Below are 15,021 nucleotides of genomic sequence, written 5' to 3'. Positions count from 1 at the left end.
GGGCCGCCGGCTCGGTGGTGATCGTCGTCCCGAACTCCGGGACGTTGGTGCGGCCAAGGACGACGAACCCGGCCGCGCGGAAGCGGGTGGCGAGGTGGCTGTCGACGCGCCAGCGGACGTCGGCGTCGCGCAGGAAGGAGGTGCCGTAGTGCGTCGCCTCGCCGGCGACGTGGCAGCCGAGGTCCTTGAGCAGGATCGGGACGCCGCGGAACGGCCCGTCGGGCAGGTCGCCGGCCGCCTCGGCGCGGGCCGCGTCGAACCGCTCGCGGATCACCGCGTCCAGCCGCGGGTTCACCCGCTCGATCCGCTCGATCGCGGCGTCGACGAGCTCCGCGGGCGTGGCCCGGCCGGTGCGGACCAGCTCGGCCTGCGCGGTGGCGTCCATCCAGGTGGTGTCGATCACACCCGCACCGTAGCGGCGGGGTCAGACGTCCACCGGCTCCCAGTCGACGACGCGGGAGGCGACCGCGTCGAGCAGCGGCCGGTCGTGCGAGATCGCCAGCAGCCCGATGCCCGCGTCGCGGCAGTGCCGCAGCAGCAGGTCCCAGAGGGCGGCCTGGGTGACGGCGTCGACGCTGGCGGTGATCTCGTCGGCGACCACGTAGCGGGGCCGGGCCAGCAGCGCCCGCGCCAGGTTGACCCGCTGCAGCTCGCCGCCGCTGATCTCGTGCGGGTGGCGGTCCAGCCAGGCCGGGTCGACCAGCCGCCGGTCCAGCGCGGTGACGTCACCCTCGGACGCGCCGGTGGCCGCGAGCACCCGCCGCACCGCCCAGCGCGGGTCCATCGCGCGCTCGGGGTGCTGGAGCACCAGCTGCACCGGGTGCGGGGTGCGCCGGGTACGCGGGACGGCGCCGTCGACGGTCACCCGCCCGCGGTCGGGGGCGGCGAACCCGGCCAGCACCCGGCCGAGCGTGCTTTTGCCCCCGCCGCTCGGGCCGCACAGCCCCACGACCTCACCCGGCCCGACCCGCAGGTCGACCCCGGCGAGCACCCACGGCTGGGCGGCGTCGTAGCGGAACCAGACGTCGTCGGCGTGCAGCATCAGGCCTCCACCGGCACCCGGAACCCGTTGGCGGGCAGCGCCTGCCAGAGCGACCGGGTGTACGGGTGCCGCAGGGCGGCCCCGTCGCCGCTGAAGGCGCGCGGGTCGGCGACGTCGACGGTGCGGCCGTCGCGGCAGATGACCACCCGGTCGGCGACGGCGAGCGCGGCCTCGAGCTCGTGGGTGATGAGCACGACCGCGCAGCCCTCGTCGGCCAGCGCGCGGAGCTCGGCCAGGGTGCTCCTGACGCCGGCGGCCGGCAGGCCCGTGGTCGGCTCGTCGGCGATCAGCACCCGCGGCCGGCCCATCGTCGCCATCGCGACCAGCACCCGCCGGGCCATTCCGCCGGAGAGCTCGTGCGGGTGCAGCCGCAGCACCTCGGGCCCCAGCCCCCGGCGGGCGAGCGCCTCCTCGGCGGCCCGCCGCGGGTCCGGGTGCCCGGCCAGCCGCGCCGAGCGCCGCACCTGCCGGCCCACCCGGCTCAGCGGGTCGAGGAAGGCCACCGACTGCGGCAGCAGCGCGATGCCGCGCCCGGCCAGCCGGCGCCGCCCGTCGGGGTCGAGGTCCACGCCGTCGTAGGTGACCGTCCCGCGCTCGACCGCGTTCGGCGGCAGCAGCCCGAGGACGGCGTGCGCGAGCAGCGACTTGCCGGCCCCGCTGGCCCCGACGAGGGCGACCACCTCCCCCACCGCCGCGGTGAGGTCCATGCCGGCCAGGGCCGTGACCGTCCGGCGGCGCAGCCCGCGCTCGTACCGGGTGAAGTCCACCTCGAGGCCGCGCACCTCCAGCAGCGCGCTCACAGGTGGGCGCTCCGCGGGTCCAGCAGCGCCCGGGTGTTCTCGCCGATCGTGTCGACCAGCTTGACCACGACCAGCAGGCACAGCCCGGGCAGCACCGCGAGCCACCAGGCGCCGGCGCTGAGGTAGCGCATCGACTCGGCCAGCAGCACCCCGATCGAGGGCTCACCGGGGTCGACACCGAGGCCCAGGAAGGACAGCGCCGCCTCGTGCAGGATCGCGTGCGGGAAGAGCAGGACGGCGCCGACGAGGAAGTGGCCGGTCAGGTGCCCGGCGAGGTGGTGGCGGGCGATCCAGGCGCGGCCGTGCCCGAGCTGCCGGGAGACGGCGACGTGGTCGGAGGAGACGATCTCGCGCGCCCGGCCGCGCAGCACCCGGGTGAGCGTCGGCCAGTGGGTGAGTGCGACGGCGAGCACCGCGGCCTGCGTGCCCCCGCCGAGGACGAATGCCAGCAGGATGAGCAGCACCAGGTGCGGCAGGGCGAGGAAGAGGTCGACCAGCCAGCTCACCACCCGGTCGACGACGCCGCCGAACACGGCCGCCGCGGAGGCGAGCACCAGCGCGATGACGGCGGAGATCAGGGCCGCCGTCGTCCCGACCACCAGGCTGAGCCGCAGCCCCGCGAGCACGCGGGCCAGCAGGTCGCGGCCGAGCGGGTCGGTGCCGAACGGGTGGTCGGCCGACGGGCCGAGGTTGCGGTCGGCCAGCGCGGTGGTCGAGGCGGCGTCGCCCGCGACACCCCCGGCGACGAAGACGCCGAGCACGACCACGAGCGAGAGCCCGACCCAGGCGAGGGTGCGGCGGCGCCGGTCGCCCAGGAAGCGGGACCGGACGGCGGGCGCGGCGGCGGTGCTCACCGCACCCCCTGCCCGGCCGGGGACGGCACGACCGGCTCCTCCGCGGGCAGCGCACCGGGTGCCACCGGGCGGGGCGCGGCGACCGGGCCGCGGAGCCCCCGCCGGCCGCGGCGGGCGGCGGCGAGGTCGGCGGTGACCCGGGGGTCGAGGCGCGCGTGCACGAGGTCGCCGACCTGGTTGCCCACGAAGACGAACACGGTGGTGAACAGCACGATGCCGAGCAGCAGCGGCACGTCCTGCCCGAGCGCCGCCGCGGTCGTCGCGGCACCGAGGCCCGGGTAGGAGAAGACCTGCTCGGCGAGGACCGCGCCGCCGAAGAGCTCGCCGAGGGAGCTGAACTGCAGCAGCACGGCCGGGGCGGCGGCGTTGCGCAGCACGCGGTGGAGGACGACACCGGTGGCCGACTCCCCCTGCGCGCGGGCGAAGGCGACGTAGTCGCTGGCCAGCGCCTCGACGACGGCGTGCCGGGTGTGCAGCACGACGGGGGCGACGCCGACGATCGAGAGCGTGAGCGCGGGCAGCACCAGGTGGTGCAGGCGGTCGAGGAGGGTGACCTCCTCGGCCAGCGTGCCGACCGGGACCGCGCAGCACACCGGCGTCCAGCCCAGCTGCACGGAGAAGACGTAGAGCAGCAGCAGGCCGACCCAGAACGTGGGCGCCGAGGCCAGCGTGTAGGCCCACCAGCAGATCGCCCGGTCGGTCCACCGCCCCTGCCGGGCGCCGGCCAGCACCCCGAGCGCGAAGCCGGCGAGCCCGGAGAGCAGCCAGGCGGTGGCCATGAGCGCCAGGCTGGCGAGGAAGCGCTCCCCGATGACGTCGGCGACCGGCTGGTTGAACGTCAGGGACCGGCCGAGGTCCCCCTGCGCGAGCTGCCCCGCCCAGGCGAGGAACCGCTCGACCGGTGGCTCGTCGAGCCCCCAGCGTTCGGCGATCAGCGCCCGCTGCTCGGGGCCGACCGCGGCGATGTCCCCGCCGACGTAGGCGTCCACCGGGTCGACCGGCGAGTGCACCACCAGCGCGAACGACGCGGTGGCGACCGCGATCAGCAGCAGGGCCAGCCGCACCAGCCGGCCGGCCACCCACCGCGTGGCCCGGCTCAGCAGCTCCACTGCCAGTCCGCGATGCCCGCGGTGATCGGCCAGCCGTGGCCGTGCGGCTCGATCCGCGGGCTGCCCAGGTCGAGGCACTCGTCGACGAAGTACGTGTGCTCCAGGTTGACCAGCCAGGCCCACGCCGCATCCCCCTGCGGCCCGAACCCGGTCCCTTCGCCGTCGTGCTGGGCCGCCCGCCAGTGCGGGATCGCGGTCTCCTGGTCGGGGGCGGTCATCGCCGCCTCCAGGTGCGCGTCCACCTCGGGGTTCGCGTAGTAGCCGGGGTTCCAGTACTCGACGCCTGCCTGGGTCGACGAGTAGAGGTTGTACATCTCGGTCGGGTCGAGGCTGCCCCAGCCGAAGAGCACCGCGTCGGAGTGCAGCCGCTCATCGATGACGTCCCAGCTCGCGCCGTCCGGGGTGACCTCGATGCCCACGGGGGCGAGCATGTCGGCGACGGCGAGGGCGAGGGCCTGCCGCAGCGAGTCGTCGGCCGGGTAGAGCAAGGTGAACGCGGCCGGGACGCCGTCGCGCTCCCGCACGCTGTCGCCGTCGGCATCCACCCAGCCGGCCTCCTCCAGCAGCCGCTCGGCCTCGGCGGTGTCGGCGTCGGTGACCGCTGCGGCGGGCTCGTCCCAGGGCAGCCCGTCGACCGGCCCGGTCGCCGGCGTCCCGTAGCCCTCCAGGACGCCGTCGACGAGCGCGGCCCGGTCCACGGCGACGTTGACCGCCTGGCGCACGGCGAGGTCTGCGGTGACGTCGTCGCCGATCGGCTGCCCGTCCTCGGTGGTCCGCCCCTCGTCGGGCAGGAACGGGAACATGATCCCGCGGTTGTCGACCGACGGGACGGCGACCAGGCGCATCCCCGGGATTCCGGTGGTGGCGAGCTGCGCGGGGACGGCCGCCATGTCGACCTGGCCCGCCGTCGCGGCGGCCAGCGAGGTGTCCTCGCCGGTGAACTGGAAGACCAGTCGTTCGAACGCGGGCCGCTGGCCGTAGTAGTCGTCGTTGCGCTCGACGATGAGCTGCTGGCCCTGGTCCCACTGCACGAAGGTGTAGGGGCCGGAACCCACCGGGTTGCGCGCGTAGCCCGGGCCGTGCGCGTGCTCGGGCACGATGCCCAGCGAGACCAGCCGGTTGACGAAGGTGCTCTGCGGCCGATCCAGCCGCAGCTCGACGGTGTCCTCGTCGACGGCGACGGCCTCGGCCAGCGCGGTCACGTCGGTCAGGCCGCCGCTCTCGCTCGCCGTCGTGAAGGTGTAGGCGACGTCGTCGGCGGTGACGGGCTCACCGTCGGTGAAGCGGGCGTCGGTGCGGAGGTCGACGGTCCAGACCAGGCCGTCCTCGCTGACCGACCAGTCGGTAGCCAGGTCGGGCACGACGTCGAGGTCCGCGTCCCGCGCCAGCAGCGTCGACTGGAACAGCGGCGAACCGTACCGCCCCCAGCCGAGCGTGGGGTCGTAGCCGTCGTCCGGCTCCCCGCCGATCGCCAGCCGCAGCTCGGTGGGCGCTGCCGAGCCGCTGGCCGCCCCCGGCCCGCCGGCGGCGGCACCGCACCCGGCGACCAGGACCGCGGACACGCCGACCGCCACCGCGTTCCGGATCGTTCCTCGCCGTGCGCGCACGCGACGTCCTCCGCTCCGACGGCGTGCCGCACCCGGTGCGCGCCATGCCGCCGCCGAGGTTATTGCAAACTCCTTGCAAGAGGCCATCCGGGGTTGCACACCGCAACCGGGGTACCCGGGCAGGAACACCACCGGCCCCTTCCTCGTTGCCCGGCGGGGCGACCGCCCCACGTCCTTCCCCGAAGAGAGCCATGAGCCCCTATCACAGTCCCCAGGCCGCGCCCCTCCGTTCCGGGAAGGGGGTGCGCGGCCGGTGACCGAAGTGCTCTCGCTGCTGCTCGGGGTGCTCGTCGTGCTGGCGATCACGATCGCCACGGGCTACTTCGTGGCCCAGGAGTTCGCCTACATGGCGGTCGACCGGGCCACCCTCGCCGCCCGGGCGGAGGCCGGTGACGCCGCCGCCGAGCGGGCCCTCGGCGTCACCCGCCGGACCTCCTTCATGCTGTCGGGCGCCCAGCTCGGCATCACCGTCACCGGGCTGCTGGTCGGCTACGTCGCCGAGCCGCTGATCGGCCAGTCACTCGGCGCACTGCTGGGCGGGGTCGGCGTACCGACGGCGGTCGGCGTCGGCATCGGCGCGGTGCTGGCGCTGCTCTTCTCCACGGTCGTGCAGATGCTGTTCGGCGAGCTGTTCCCGAAAAACCTGGCCATCTCCCGCCCGGAGCCGGTCGCCCGGTGGCTGGCCGCCTCGACCGTCGTCTACCTCAAGGTCTTCGGCTGGCTGATCTGGGTGTTCGACCAGGCGTCGAACCTGCTGCTGAAGGCGCTGCGCATCGAGCCCGTCCACGACGTCGAGCACGCCGCCACCGCCCGCGACCTCGAGCACATCGTCGAGGAGTCCCGCGACAGCGGGAACCTGCCGGCGGAGCTGTCGATGCTGGTCGACCGCATCCTCGACTTCCCCGACCGCGACGTCGAGCACGCGATGATCCCGCGCCCGCGCGTCGACACCGTCCAGGACACCGACACCCTCGGCCACCTGCGCGCGCTCATGACCCACGGCCACTCGCGCTACCCGGTGCTCGAGGCCGGGACCGGCGACGTCGTCGGCGTGGTGCACCTGGCCGACCTGCTGGCCACCCCCGAGCCGGACACCGCCCGGGTGACGACGATCGCCCGCGAGTGCCCCGTCGTCTCCACGTACACCTCGCTGCCCGACGCGCTCCGCCAGCTCGCCGAGGGCGGCGAGAAGATGGCCTGCGCCATCGACGAGTACGGCGGCTTCGCCGGCATCGTCACCCTGGAGGACCTCGCCGAGGAGCTGGTCGGCGAGATCACCGACGAGCACGACGACGAGCGACCCGAATACGTGCCGGTCGTGGGCGACGGCGTGTGGGAGATGGCCGGTGACGTGCACGTCGACGAGGTCGAGCGCGCCCTCGGCGTCGACCTGCCCGACGGCCACCACGAGACGATCGCCGGGCTGGTCATCACCGTGGCCGGCGCCCTGCCGGAGCCGGGCGACCGGCTGACCATCGAGCTGCCGCCGGACCCGGCGGACCTGGTGCACGCCGACGATCCCGCTCCGCGGCACCTCCTCGTCGAGGTGCTGGACGTCGAGCGGCACGTGCCCTCGCGGGTCCGCCTGGAGCTGCCCGACCGGGTCGGCGCGACCGCCGGGAATGCTCCCGCGACCGACGAGGAGGAGGCCCGATGAGCGAGAACCCGTGGGTGGTCCTCGTCGCCACCGTGGTCATCGTGGCGCTGTCCGCGTTCTTCGTCGCGGTGGAGTTCGCGGCGCTGGCCGCCAAGCGGCACCGGCTGGAGGAGGCCGCGCCCGGCAGCCGGTCGGCCCGCGCCGCGCTGCGCAACTCCTCCGAGCTGACCCTGCTGCTGGCCGGCTCCCAGCTCGGCATCACCGCGGCCACCCTGGCCCTGGGCGCGGTCAGCAAGCCGGCGGTGCACCACTGGCTCACCCCGCTGTTCGGGTCCTGGGGGCTGCCGCTGGTGGCCGCCGACATCGCCGGCTTCGTGCTGGCGCTGCTGGTGATCACCTTCATCCACCTCGTGGTCGGCGAGATGGCGCCCAAGTCGTGGGCGATCGCGCACCCCGAGCGCTCGGCCACCCTGCTGGCCGCGCCGATGCGCGCCTTCATGGCGGTGTTCCGGCCGCTGCTGCGCCTGCTGAACGCCGCGGCCAACCGGCTCGTCCGCGCGGTCGGGGTCGAGCCCGCCGACGAGGTCGCCGTCGGGCACAGCCCCGACGCGCTGCGCCACCTGGTCGAGCACTCGGCCAACGTCGGCGCGCTGGACGCCGGCTTCTCCGAGCAGATCTCCGGTGCGCTGGAGCTGGAACGCATGACCGTGCGGGACCTCGTCACCCCGAATGCGCCGCTCGTCACGGTGCCCGGCAACGCGACGGTGGAGGCGGTGCGGGAGGCGACCCGGCGCAGCGGCCACCTGCGGATCCTGCTCGGGACGCGGGCGCGGCTGACCGGCGTGGTGCACGTCCGCGACACCCTCGCCTCCTCCCCCGGCACCCCGGCGGCCGGGTTCGCCCGCCCGGTGTTCGGCCTGGACGCGGGCACCACGGTCTGGGCGGCGCTCGCGGAGATGCGCGAGACGCGGAACCACCTGGCCGTCGTCACGGAGGCCGGTTCGGTGCTGGGCGTGGTCACCATGGCCGACGTGCTGAACCGGCTGCTCCCCCGCCCGGCGGCCGCCGAGCCGGCCGGCTGAGCGGGGCGATCAGCGCGGCGAGGGGGCCGGCAGGACGCCGGTCTCGCACACCTCCTCGGCGATGTCGACGAGCTTGCGGTTGGTGTGCGAGGAGGCGCGGACCAGCACCTGGAACGCCTGGTCCGCGGTGAGCCTGAACTGGTTCATCAGGATGCCCTTCGCCTGACCGATCAGGTCACGGCTGGCCAGCGCGGCCCGCAGGTGCTGCTCGTGCTGGGCGCTGACGAGGGCGATCGCGGCGTGGCTGGCGAACACCAGCCCCACCGACTCGGACTCCTCACCGAAGGCGCGGGGCCCGGACGAGTAGAGGTTGAGCGCCCCCAACGTGCTGCCGGTGACGAACAACTGGAACGACAGCATGCTGCGGACGCCGAGGCCGGCGGCCTCGTCGGCGAAGCGGGGCCAGCGCTGCTCCACCTCGATGTCCTCGATGCGCACCGTGCTCTGCTCGAACACCGCATCCAGGCACGGCCCCTCGCCGAGGCGCTCCTGGAGGCTGTCGATCTGGTTGGGCAGGTCACCGGTCGGGGCGCGCGACTCGACCCGCCGGCGGTCGGTCACCAAGGTGATGCCGCTCTGCTCGGCTCCGGGGACCGAGCCCACCGCGGCATGGGTGATGGCCTGCAGGGTGGCCTCGACGTCGCCGTGCTCCTCCTGCAGCGTGCGCGCGACCTGGCCCATGATCTCGCCGAGGTTCGCCGCCGGGGCCGGCGCATCCGCGCCCTTGCCGGCGTCGGGCACGGGGCGCTGCGACTCGTCGCTCTGCGCGGACCGGGCTGCACGATCGGGGCTCTCGGGCACCCCACGACCGTAGCGCCGAGCCGGGTTTGCGCACGTCGAGCAGCCACCGCAGCCCCGCCGCGAGCGGGCCGCTGCCACGCGGTCGGGTGGCCGCGCGCTACGCTCGTCGCGGCTCGGCAGCCCGGAGGATCTCGGTCCCGGTGCGGCTCCGATGTCGAGGGTGCTCGCTCCCTCGCCGCCACGCGGGTGTAGCTCAATGGTAGAGCCCCAGCCTTCCAAGCTGGCCATGCCGGTTCGATCCCGGTCACCCGCTCCACGCCGTGACCAGCTCGGATGCCCGTTTGCGCAGCTCAGCCGGGCAGCGCCGCTTCTCACGTGCCTTAACGGTGATGACCCCTGCTGACCGCTGAACACCGACTTTGGCCGGTGCTTAAGGCACGGATAAGGCACGAACCTCGGTGGCTACCGGCATGCCGCTCCGAGCGGCAGAGGGTCGTGAGGCGACGGGCGAGGACCCCGTCGAGTCGGCCTCCACCGGTCGTGCCGTGCAAGGCGCCACCCCTTCCCCAACAGGGGACGGCTCCCGCGAGGAAGGGTGTCGTCTCCCGCGTGCTCGAGTTCTGCTGCTCGGACACCGGTGATCGCGAGGCGCCTGCGCCAGCTGCTTGCCACACACTGCCAGGCCGTCATGATCGCGTTCGCGGACCTTCGCCGCAGCTCAGAACAGGTCTCCGACTAGCAGATTCAAGATGTCCCGAGACATCAGCGGACGTAGGCGGACACCCACAGATTCACCGCAACTGCAACCAGAACTGCCACCACCGAGAGCAGCCTCCGCATGGTCGCGGCAATCCTGGCGGCGCGCCTACCGCCTAGGGCCATGAGCCTCCGGTCTGTCCCTACCGTGAGCGCATGTACATGGCGGTAGAGACCGGTGAATTGACTTGGTCAGGGCTTTTGGGCGGCGTTGTCGGCTCGGCGATTGGCGCCGCAATTGGCGGATCTGTAACGCTCGTGGCGCTGGCGATCACTCTCCGAAGCAACCGGCGGGCAAACCGGGCGGAACGTCTCATAGACGCCGTCACCGAAGCGCGGTCAAAAACCTTGCACTTCGCACGACTAGTGCAGAAGGGCGTGGCGGCCTCAGAAATCCGTGCGGCGCGAGTCGCGTCTGAGGAGGAACTTCTTCACGTCATAGCCATCGCAATTCGCGCTCGCGACAGGCGCCTCGCGGACGTCGGGCAGTCCATCAGAGATCTGCTAATGAGGGAAAGTCGCTTGTACGTTCAAGGCCAGGGCGCTCCATCGATAGAGGCACGAGCCGAAATCGTCATGACCGGCCGCGTCGCGGCTAAGCTGCTGCACGAGTGGTTGCGGGAGTCAGAAGACTTCCGGAAAGGTCCGGTTAGCGAGCTACTTAAGCGGACACGTTCCGCGCTGGAGCGATCTCCTTGGATGACTCCCCGAAGCCCGCAGCGGCCCCGGAAGCGGTGGTGGAATTGATTCGCCTCTCAGCCCCCCGTCATAGCGATCATCGCGCCCGCCACATCCGGCGCCGAGGTCCCAGCCTTCACTGGGTGCTCGGCGCCGGAGGCCTCATCGGTCTCCAGCTCAACGACGTCCCCTGGGCCGAAGGCCTGCATGTCGTCGCAGTTGGCGCGCCGCAAGGACGTCGACCCATGGGTTGCTCGCCAGAACTTTCCGGTTGCAGCCGACGAGGATTGACGGAGGCTTCCTCAGTCGCGGAAGAGGAGGTTCGGTGGCTTGCTCATAACCGCGAGATTTCCGACATCGCGCCTGACGGGGTTGCACGAACCGGCTCAGCGCTTGGCGATCTCGGCCCAGGGCGCAGCCTCGAACCATCGAACAAGTTCATTGGCGTCATTCAAGGTCGCTCTTAGGTCAGCGGTAAGGAATCGCGAAGGTTCCTTCGTGAAGATCCGTCCGGTTAGCGCAGGAACTGCAGCCGCGTGGGACAGAACAAGCCCATGCCGCGCCCGCGACATCATCACGGACAGTACTCGGGCCTCCTCGAGCAGAGCTTCTTCGCTTTTCGCCTCGAAGAACGGGACATTGCCTTCTTCGAGGCCGATGACGACGACCCAATCGAACTGCTGCCCCTTCCCGGCATGGCCTGAGAGGAGGTGCACGCCCGGCTTGGTCAGCAGGGTGGAGTTGTTACCGATCCGGATCCGGTTCGACACGGCAGCCGGTGTCTCCCCTTGGGTGAGGAGATCGAGAGCCCAGCTCAAGGCGTCGGCAAGCGCCAGTCGATCGGCCGGATCTTGAACCTCGTGAAACCCGGCGAGATCACGCATGAACTCGATTGAGTCATCCGCGGCGAGCACAGCGGCGGCATCCATGCCCGCCAGCACCGACTTCATCCGCCGGGCTGTATCGGTGTCCAATACGCCGTCGTCCCACCGATGCACCTCCATGCCGTCCTCAGCCGCGAAGGTCGCGTCGGCGAACCGCCGCCTCGATCCGATGCGCGAGATGACGCCGATCCGCTGGTCTGGGGCACGCGAGAGAACAGCCTTGGCCAGCTTGACGACCCAGCCCGCCTCATCCTCCGCGGTCCTGTGCCGCACCATGGCGGCGACACCACCGGATGGCCAGGTGTCAGGAGCAGCACATGTGAGCGCCGTCCCCCTCGTCAGCGGCACCAGCGCATTTACTGCCGCGAGAACGGCCGGTGACGACCGATGCGATTCGGTCAGCTCAATCACCTCACCCACCTCGTCGGTGATGCGCGCCAGCACCTCCTCAGGCCTGGCACCGGCGAAGCTGTAGATGCCCTGCGCCGAGTCGCCGGCATAGGTAGTGCGACCGGCACCAATACGGTTGATGATCCGCAGCTGTTGCGGCGTGATGTCCTGAAATTCGTCGACCACCACAGCCGCGAAGTGAGCGCGGTAGAGGTCAGCTACCTCGTCGCGCGCCAGAATCAACTCGGCCATGCGAGGCAGGTCGTCGTAGGTCAACTGCTGTTCTCGCACTCGAAGCTTCTCGATCTCGACGGCATCGAGGTTGCCGTGTGCTTCGATGAGCCGGAGTGCCTCGACATCATCCAGTGCGTCCTGCTTGATTCGCTGGAGCAACTTGTCGACCGCACCGCTCTGCCCGAAGTTGAGCCCCGCACGCTGACACTGCTCGCGCACCCAGTCGCTCTCGGGCAGGTTCCACTTCGGGTCGAGGCCAATCGCGCCCGCATGCGACCGGTACAGACGGGCCGAGAGTCCATGGAAGTTGATGACCGTCACTTTGTCACGAAGCTCCACAGGGGTCAGGTAGCTGCGGAGCCGTTCTCGAATGTTGTCCTTGGCGCGATTAGAAAAGGTGGCGACCAAGATGCGCCGGGGACCGGATGCAACGCCGCGGCGGATCATTCCCTGCACACGAAGGGCGAGCGCCTCACTCTTCCCGCACCCGGCCGGGGCGAGGATGAGCATGCCCATCTCTTCGCTGTCGCGGATTTTGACCTGGGCTGCCGTAGGCTTAAAGGTCACAATGAAGCCTCAACCTGGGCCAGCATCCCTTCAACGCTCGTAATTGCGCGGGCCATGGTCTCGTTCAGCATCGAGACGGCGACCAGGGCCGCGTTCACCTTGTGCGATCGGCAGAAACTCGCCACGTCGGCGTCAGTGAACGTTCCACCCGGTCCACTAGGAGTGAGCTTTCGCAACTGATTCGGCTTGAACAGGGTCGACGCCGCGAGCGCCGCCTGCAGGGTGGCGGCCCCCACTGCTGCTACGTACTCGTCTTCGAGATCCGTTCGCGATACCCACACGAAGTGGTTGTTCAGATCAGTCGGCTGCACTCCCAGCTTCGCCGCGGTGTCGGCCTCGGCATCCGCATCGATTAGCATCGAGAGCGGAACATTGAAACCGTCAGACCCGAAAAGGGTATTGATGGCTCCCATTTCTCCGGCGCCGTTAGTTTCGACCAGCGAGACTCCGAGCCGATCGAGCGTCCGGTTGGTGAGATCGGCCGCCCGTTCGACGATGATTCGATCCGCGATGCCTTCAACGGCAATCACGCGGCGAGCCGTGAGCGGCTCGAGTCGGTCCCGCACCCACCAGCGAACCGTCAACCGCTCGTCACGCGTGAGGAAACCTGCCTTGGGCTGAACGAGGTTGCCACCGGACTTGGTGACGACGATCCAGTCAGGATCGAAGGCACCGACGACGTCAGGCGAATGAGTTGCGATGATCTTCTGGTTCCTGCCTGCCTTCAGGAGCCGCGCCAGGCTCCGCTGGCTTGTGGGGTGCAAGTGGATCTCGGGTTCGTCAATTCCAACGATGTTGGCGCCCGAACTCGTGAGGTCGTAGAGCGCCATGGCGTACAGGGCGCGTGTCCCGTCGGACTGCGCGGTGAGTTCCCGCAGCGCGCCGTCTTTCTGAACTTGCAGCCGCACGCCGCTCAGGACGTCCTCGTCGGCCGACGCCCCCGGAACGAAAGCGAGGTCATTCGTCGCGATCGCGGACGGCAGCGCCCTCGTAAGCTGTGCCGCGAGATCTGCCCGGACTCCTTCCATCACGGCCGATTCGGACAGCACGTTGGACAGCCGGTGGACAGCGTCGTCGAAGTCCGCCTTCTCCGCGCCTAGCTCCACGGCATCGAGGAGATCTCTCAGCGCCGAGCGACGATCGTCACGAAGCTCACGAGCCTGGCTCGTGGCACTGAGAAACCGCCATCCGATCGCATCCAACTGCAGCCTCGAGAGTTGGCGTCGGGTACCGGCACCCACGGCAAATCGCTCGATGCTGAGAGTCTCGCTGACGTCGATGCTCGCACTAAGTCGAAGCGTAAGGGCCGAGCGGCCCGAGTGAGGATCAACGTCGATCTCATCTGGAAAGGCTGCCTTCTCATCGGCCGTGAAGTCGCCAAGCTCGACCTGGATTATCAACTCGTTGTCAGTGCTACGAAAGTCCTGCGCCGAGATCTGCGCGTACAGCTGCGCCGTCGATGCCCCGAGCACCAGCTGTAGGCAGCGAAGCACGGAGCTCTTCCCAGAGTCGTTCGCGCCCACCAACACAAGGTGGTCCCTGATGTCTATGGCGACGTCGGCGATGCGGCTGTGATTCTCAACGTGGAGACGGGTGAGCTTCATCGCCCCTGATTTTCCCTGGTGCCCACGCTCGCGAGCGGCATCAACGCGCGGGTCGAGCAAGGTCGCCGGGCCCAACCGTGAGTCGTACGGAACGGTCTCCCCGAGCGCTCCACTCAGGGACACTCAGATGGCGTCATGGCCCTACTGCCACCGCTCGCCAAGCTGACGACGAGCGGTTCGCGGAAGCGGCGACCAGAACCGGACGGCGTCCCTTCGCGGGACTGGTGACCGTGACGCCCTAGCCGGCGGCAGCCGAGGCCCGCAGGTAGGCGAGGGCGCCCGCGAGGAGTTCCGGGTCGTGCCGGAACAGTCCCAAACCCTGGTTACATCCAGGGCAGAGCCGGCCCCGCACAGCGCCCGTGTCGTGACAGTGATCGGTTTCGGTCGCCCCGTTGGTACAGCCTGGGTTGTGGCACAGCCCGGCACGAAGCTCCTGCAGCCGCCAGAAGGCATCGGGCGTCAGGTTGTAGGTGGTGAGCTGGTGGTAGTGCGTCTGCTGGTGCTCGAAGGAGCAATAGCGCGCCTTCTTGCCGCGATGCGAATTGTCGCCGCCACACCAGAGACACTTCTTGGCCCCCATTTTGGAGACCGGCGGACCATATTCCTTGTAGTACTTTGCGCGATGGTCGTCGCAGCAGTATTTCGCCGAGTATGCGCGATGCGAGATGTCCGCTGAACACCACAGGCACTGCCGCGCCCTCCGGGCGGTGGAGGGGGCGACGGGTAGTCCGGGAGACGCGGCGTGCGCCTCCAGGTAAAGGATGGCGCCGGCAATGCGGGCCTCACTGTCACAGAAGAAACCCAGAGCCGTGTTGCAGTCGAAGCACAGGATGCCGCGCACGGTGTTGGTGGTGTGGCAGTGATCGATGTCCGTGGCCTCGTTCAGGCAGGAAGGATTCGCGCATCGACCGTCTTGTGCCGCCCGCATCGCGGCTTCGTCGCCTGGTGCCAGGTTGTAGGTACGTCGCACGTGGGTCGGGACTGCTGCACGAGTAGGTGACAGGTTGGGTCAGGCAGCCTGAGCGGCCAGTGTGGGTGTGATGGTCTCGTACTCGATGGGCGTGAGTCGACCGAGG

General features: G+C 70.6%; 12 protein-coding genes and 1 tRNA gene. 3 read left to right on the top strand and 10 right to left on the bottom strand.

Going from position 1 to position 15,021, the window contains the following annotated elements:
* The 6 genes from E9529_RS18950 to E9529_RS18925 all read right to left on the bottom strand — a co-directional run.
* Positions 1–403, bottom strand: a 403-nt coding sequence (locus E9529_RS18950) for an amidase family protein (RefSeq protein ID WP_308195307.1), incomplete at its 3' end; no start/stop codon positions are given.
* 21 nt (positions 404–424) lie between these two features.
* Positions 425–1,042: an ABC transporter ATP-binding protein gene (locus tag E9529_RS18945; RefSeq protein WP_236832825.1), complete on the bottom strand. Its 618-nt coding sequence runs from the start codon at positions 1,040–1,042 to the stop codon at positions 425–427.
* Positions 1,042–1,842, bottom strand: a complete 801-nt coding sequence (locus E9529_RS18940; protein ID WP_236832824.1) for an ATP-binding cassette domain-containing protein — start codon at positions 1,840–1,842, stop codon at positions 1,042–1,044. The genes E9529_RS18945 and E9529_RS18940 overlap by 1 nt, the downstream gene beginning before the upstream one ends.
* Positions 1,839–2,696, bottom strand: coding sequence for an ABC transporter permease (locus E9529_RS18935; RefSeq protein WP_236832823.1), 858 nt, complete (start codon positions 2,694–2,696; stop codon positions 1,839–1,841). The genes E9529_RS18940 and E9529_RS18935 overlap by 4 nt, the downstream gene beginning before the upstream one ends.
* Entirely contained in the window at positions 2,693–3,805 is a 1,113-nt protein-coding gene (locus E9529_RS18930) for an ABC transporter permease (protein ID WP_236832822.1), read from the bottom strand. The genes E9529_RS18935 and E9529_RS18930 overlap by 4 nt, the downstream gene beginning before the upstream one ends.
* Positions 3,793–5,412 (bottom strand): ABC transporter substrate-binding protein, encoded by a 1,620-nt coding sequence (locus E9529_RS18925; RefSeq protein ID WP_236832821.1) that lies wholly within the window; start codon positions 5,410–5,412, stop codon positions 3,793–3,795. Before E9529_RS18925 ends, E9529_RS18930 begins: the two co-directional genes overlap by 13 nt.
* Positions 5,413–5,665: 253 nt before the next feature.
* Here E9529_RS18925 and E9529_RS18920 point away from each other — a divergent pair, with 253 nt between their 5' ends.
* Positions 5,666–7,069, top strand: a complete 1,404-nt coding sequence (locus tag E9529_RS18920) for a hemolysin family protein (protein WP_236832820.1) — start codon at positions 5,666–5,668, stop codon at positions 7,067–7,069.
* A complete protein-coding gene (locus E9529_RS18915) occupies positions 7,066–8,091 on the top strand; it encodes a hemolysin family protein (protein WP_236832819.1) in 1,026 nt (341 codons plus the stop codon). Before E9529_RS18920 ends, E9529_RS18915 begins: the two co-directional genes overlap by 4 nt.
* A 9-nt stretch (positions 8,092–8,100) precedes the next feature.
* Here E9529_RS18915 and E9529_RS18910 read toward each other — a convergent pair whose 3' ends face one another.
* Positions 8,101–8,892 (bottom strand): GAF and ANTAR domain-containing protein, encoded by a 792-nt coding sequence (locus E9529_RS18910; RefSeq protein ID WP_236832818.1) that lies wholly within the window; start codon positions 8,890–8,892, stop codon positions 8,101–8,103.
* Between the two features lie 182 nt (positions 8,893–9,074).
* On the opposite strand from E9529_RS18910, the gene E9529_RS18905 reads away from it, so the two are divergent.
* Positions 9,075–9,148 (top strand) — tRNA-Gly (locus E9529_RS18905).
* 1,504 nt (positions 9,149–10,652) lie between these two features.
* Here the strand turns inward: E9529_RS18905 and E9529_RS22840 are convergent.
* The 3 genes from E9529_RS22840 to E9529_RS18890 all read right to left on the bottom strand — a co-directional run bounded on the left by E9529_RS22840 (position 10,653) and on the right by E9529_RS18890 (position 14,915).
* Complete coding sequence (locus tag E9529_RS22840; protein WP_236832817.1) at positions 10,653–12,341, bottom strand: UvrD-helicase domain-containing protein; 1,689 nt, start codon at positions 12,339–12,341, stop codon at positions 10,653–10,655.
* Complete coding sequence (locus E9529_RS18895; protein WP_236832816.1) at positions 12,338–13,945, bottom strand: ATP-dependent endonuclease; 1,608 nt, start codon at positions 13,943–13,945, stop codon at positions 12,338–12,340. The genes E9529_RS22840 and E9529_RS18895 overlap by 4 nt, the downstream gene beginning before the upstream one ends.
* Before the next feature lie 238 nt (positions 13,946–14,183).
* Positions 14,184–14,915 carry an endonuclease domain-containing protein gene (locus E9529_RS18890; RefSeq protein ID WP_236832815.1) on the bottom strand — a complete coding sequence of 244 codons (732 nt, stop codon included), beginning with the start codon at positions 14,913–14,915 and terminating at the stop codon, positions 14,184–14,186.
* Positions 14,916–15,021: the final 106 nt, after the last annotated feature.

Source organism: Blastococcus sp. KM273128 (genome assembly GCF_021698975.1).
Taxonomy (GTDB): domain Bacteria; phylum Actinomycetota; class Actinomycetes; order Mycobacteriales; family Geodermatophilaceae; genus Blastococcus.
This window is presented reverse-complemented; position numbering and strand designations above follow the sequence as displayed.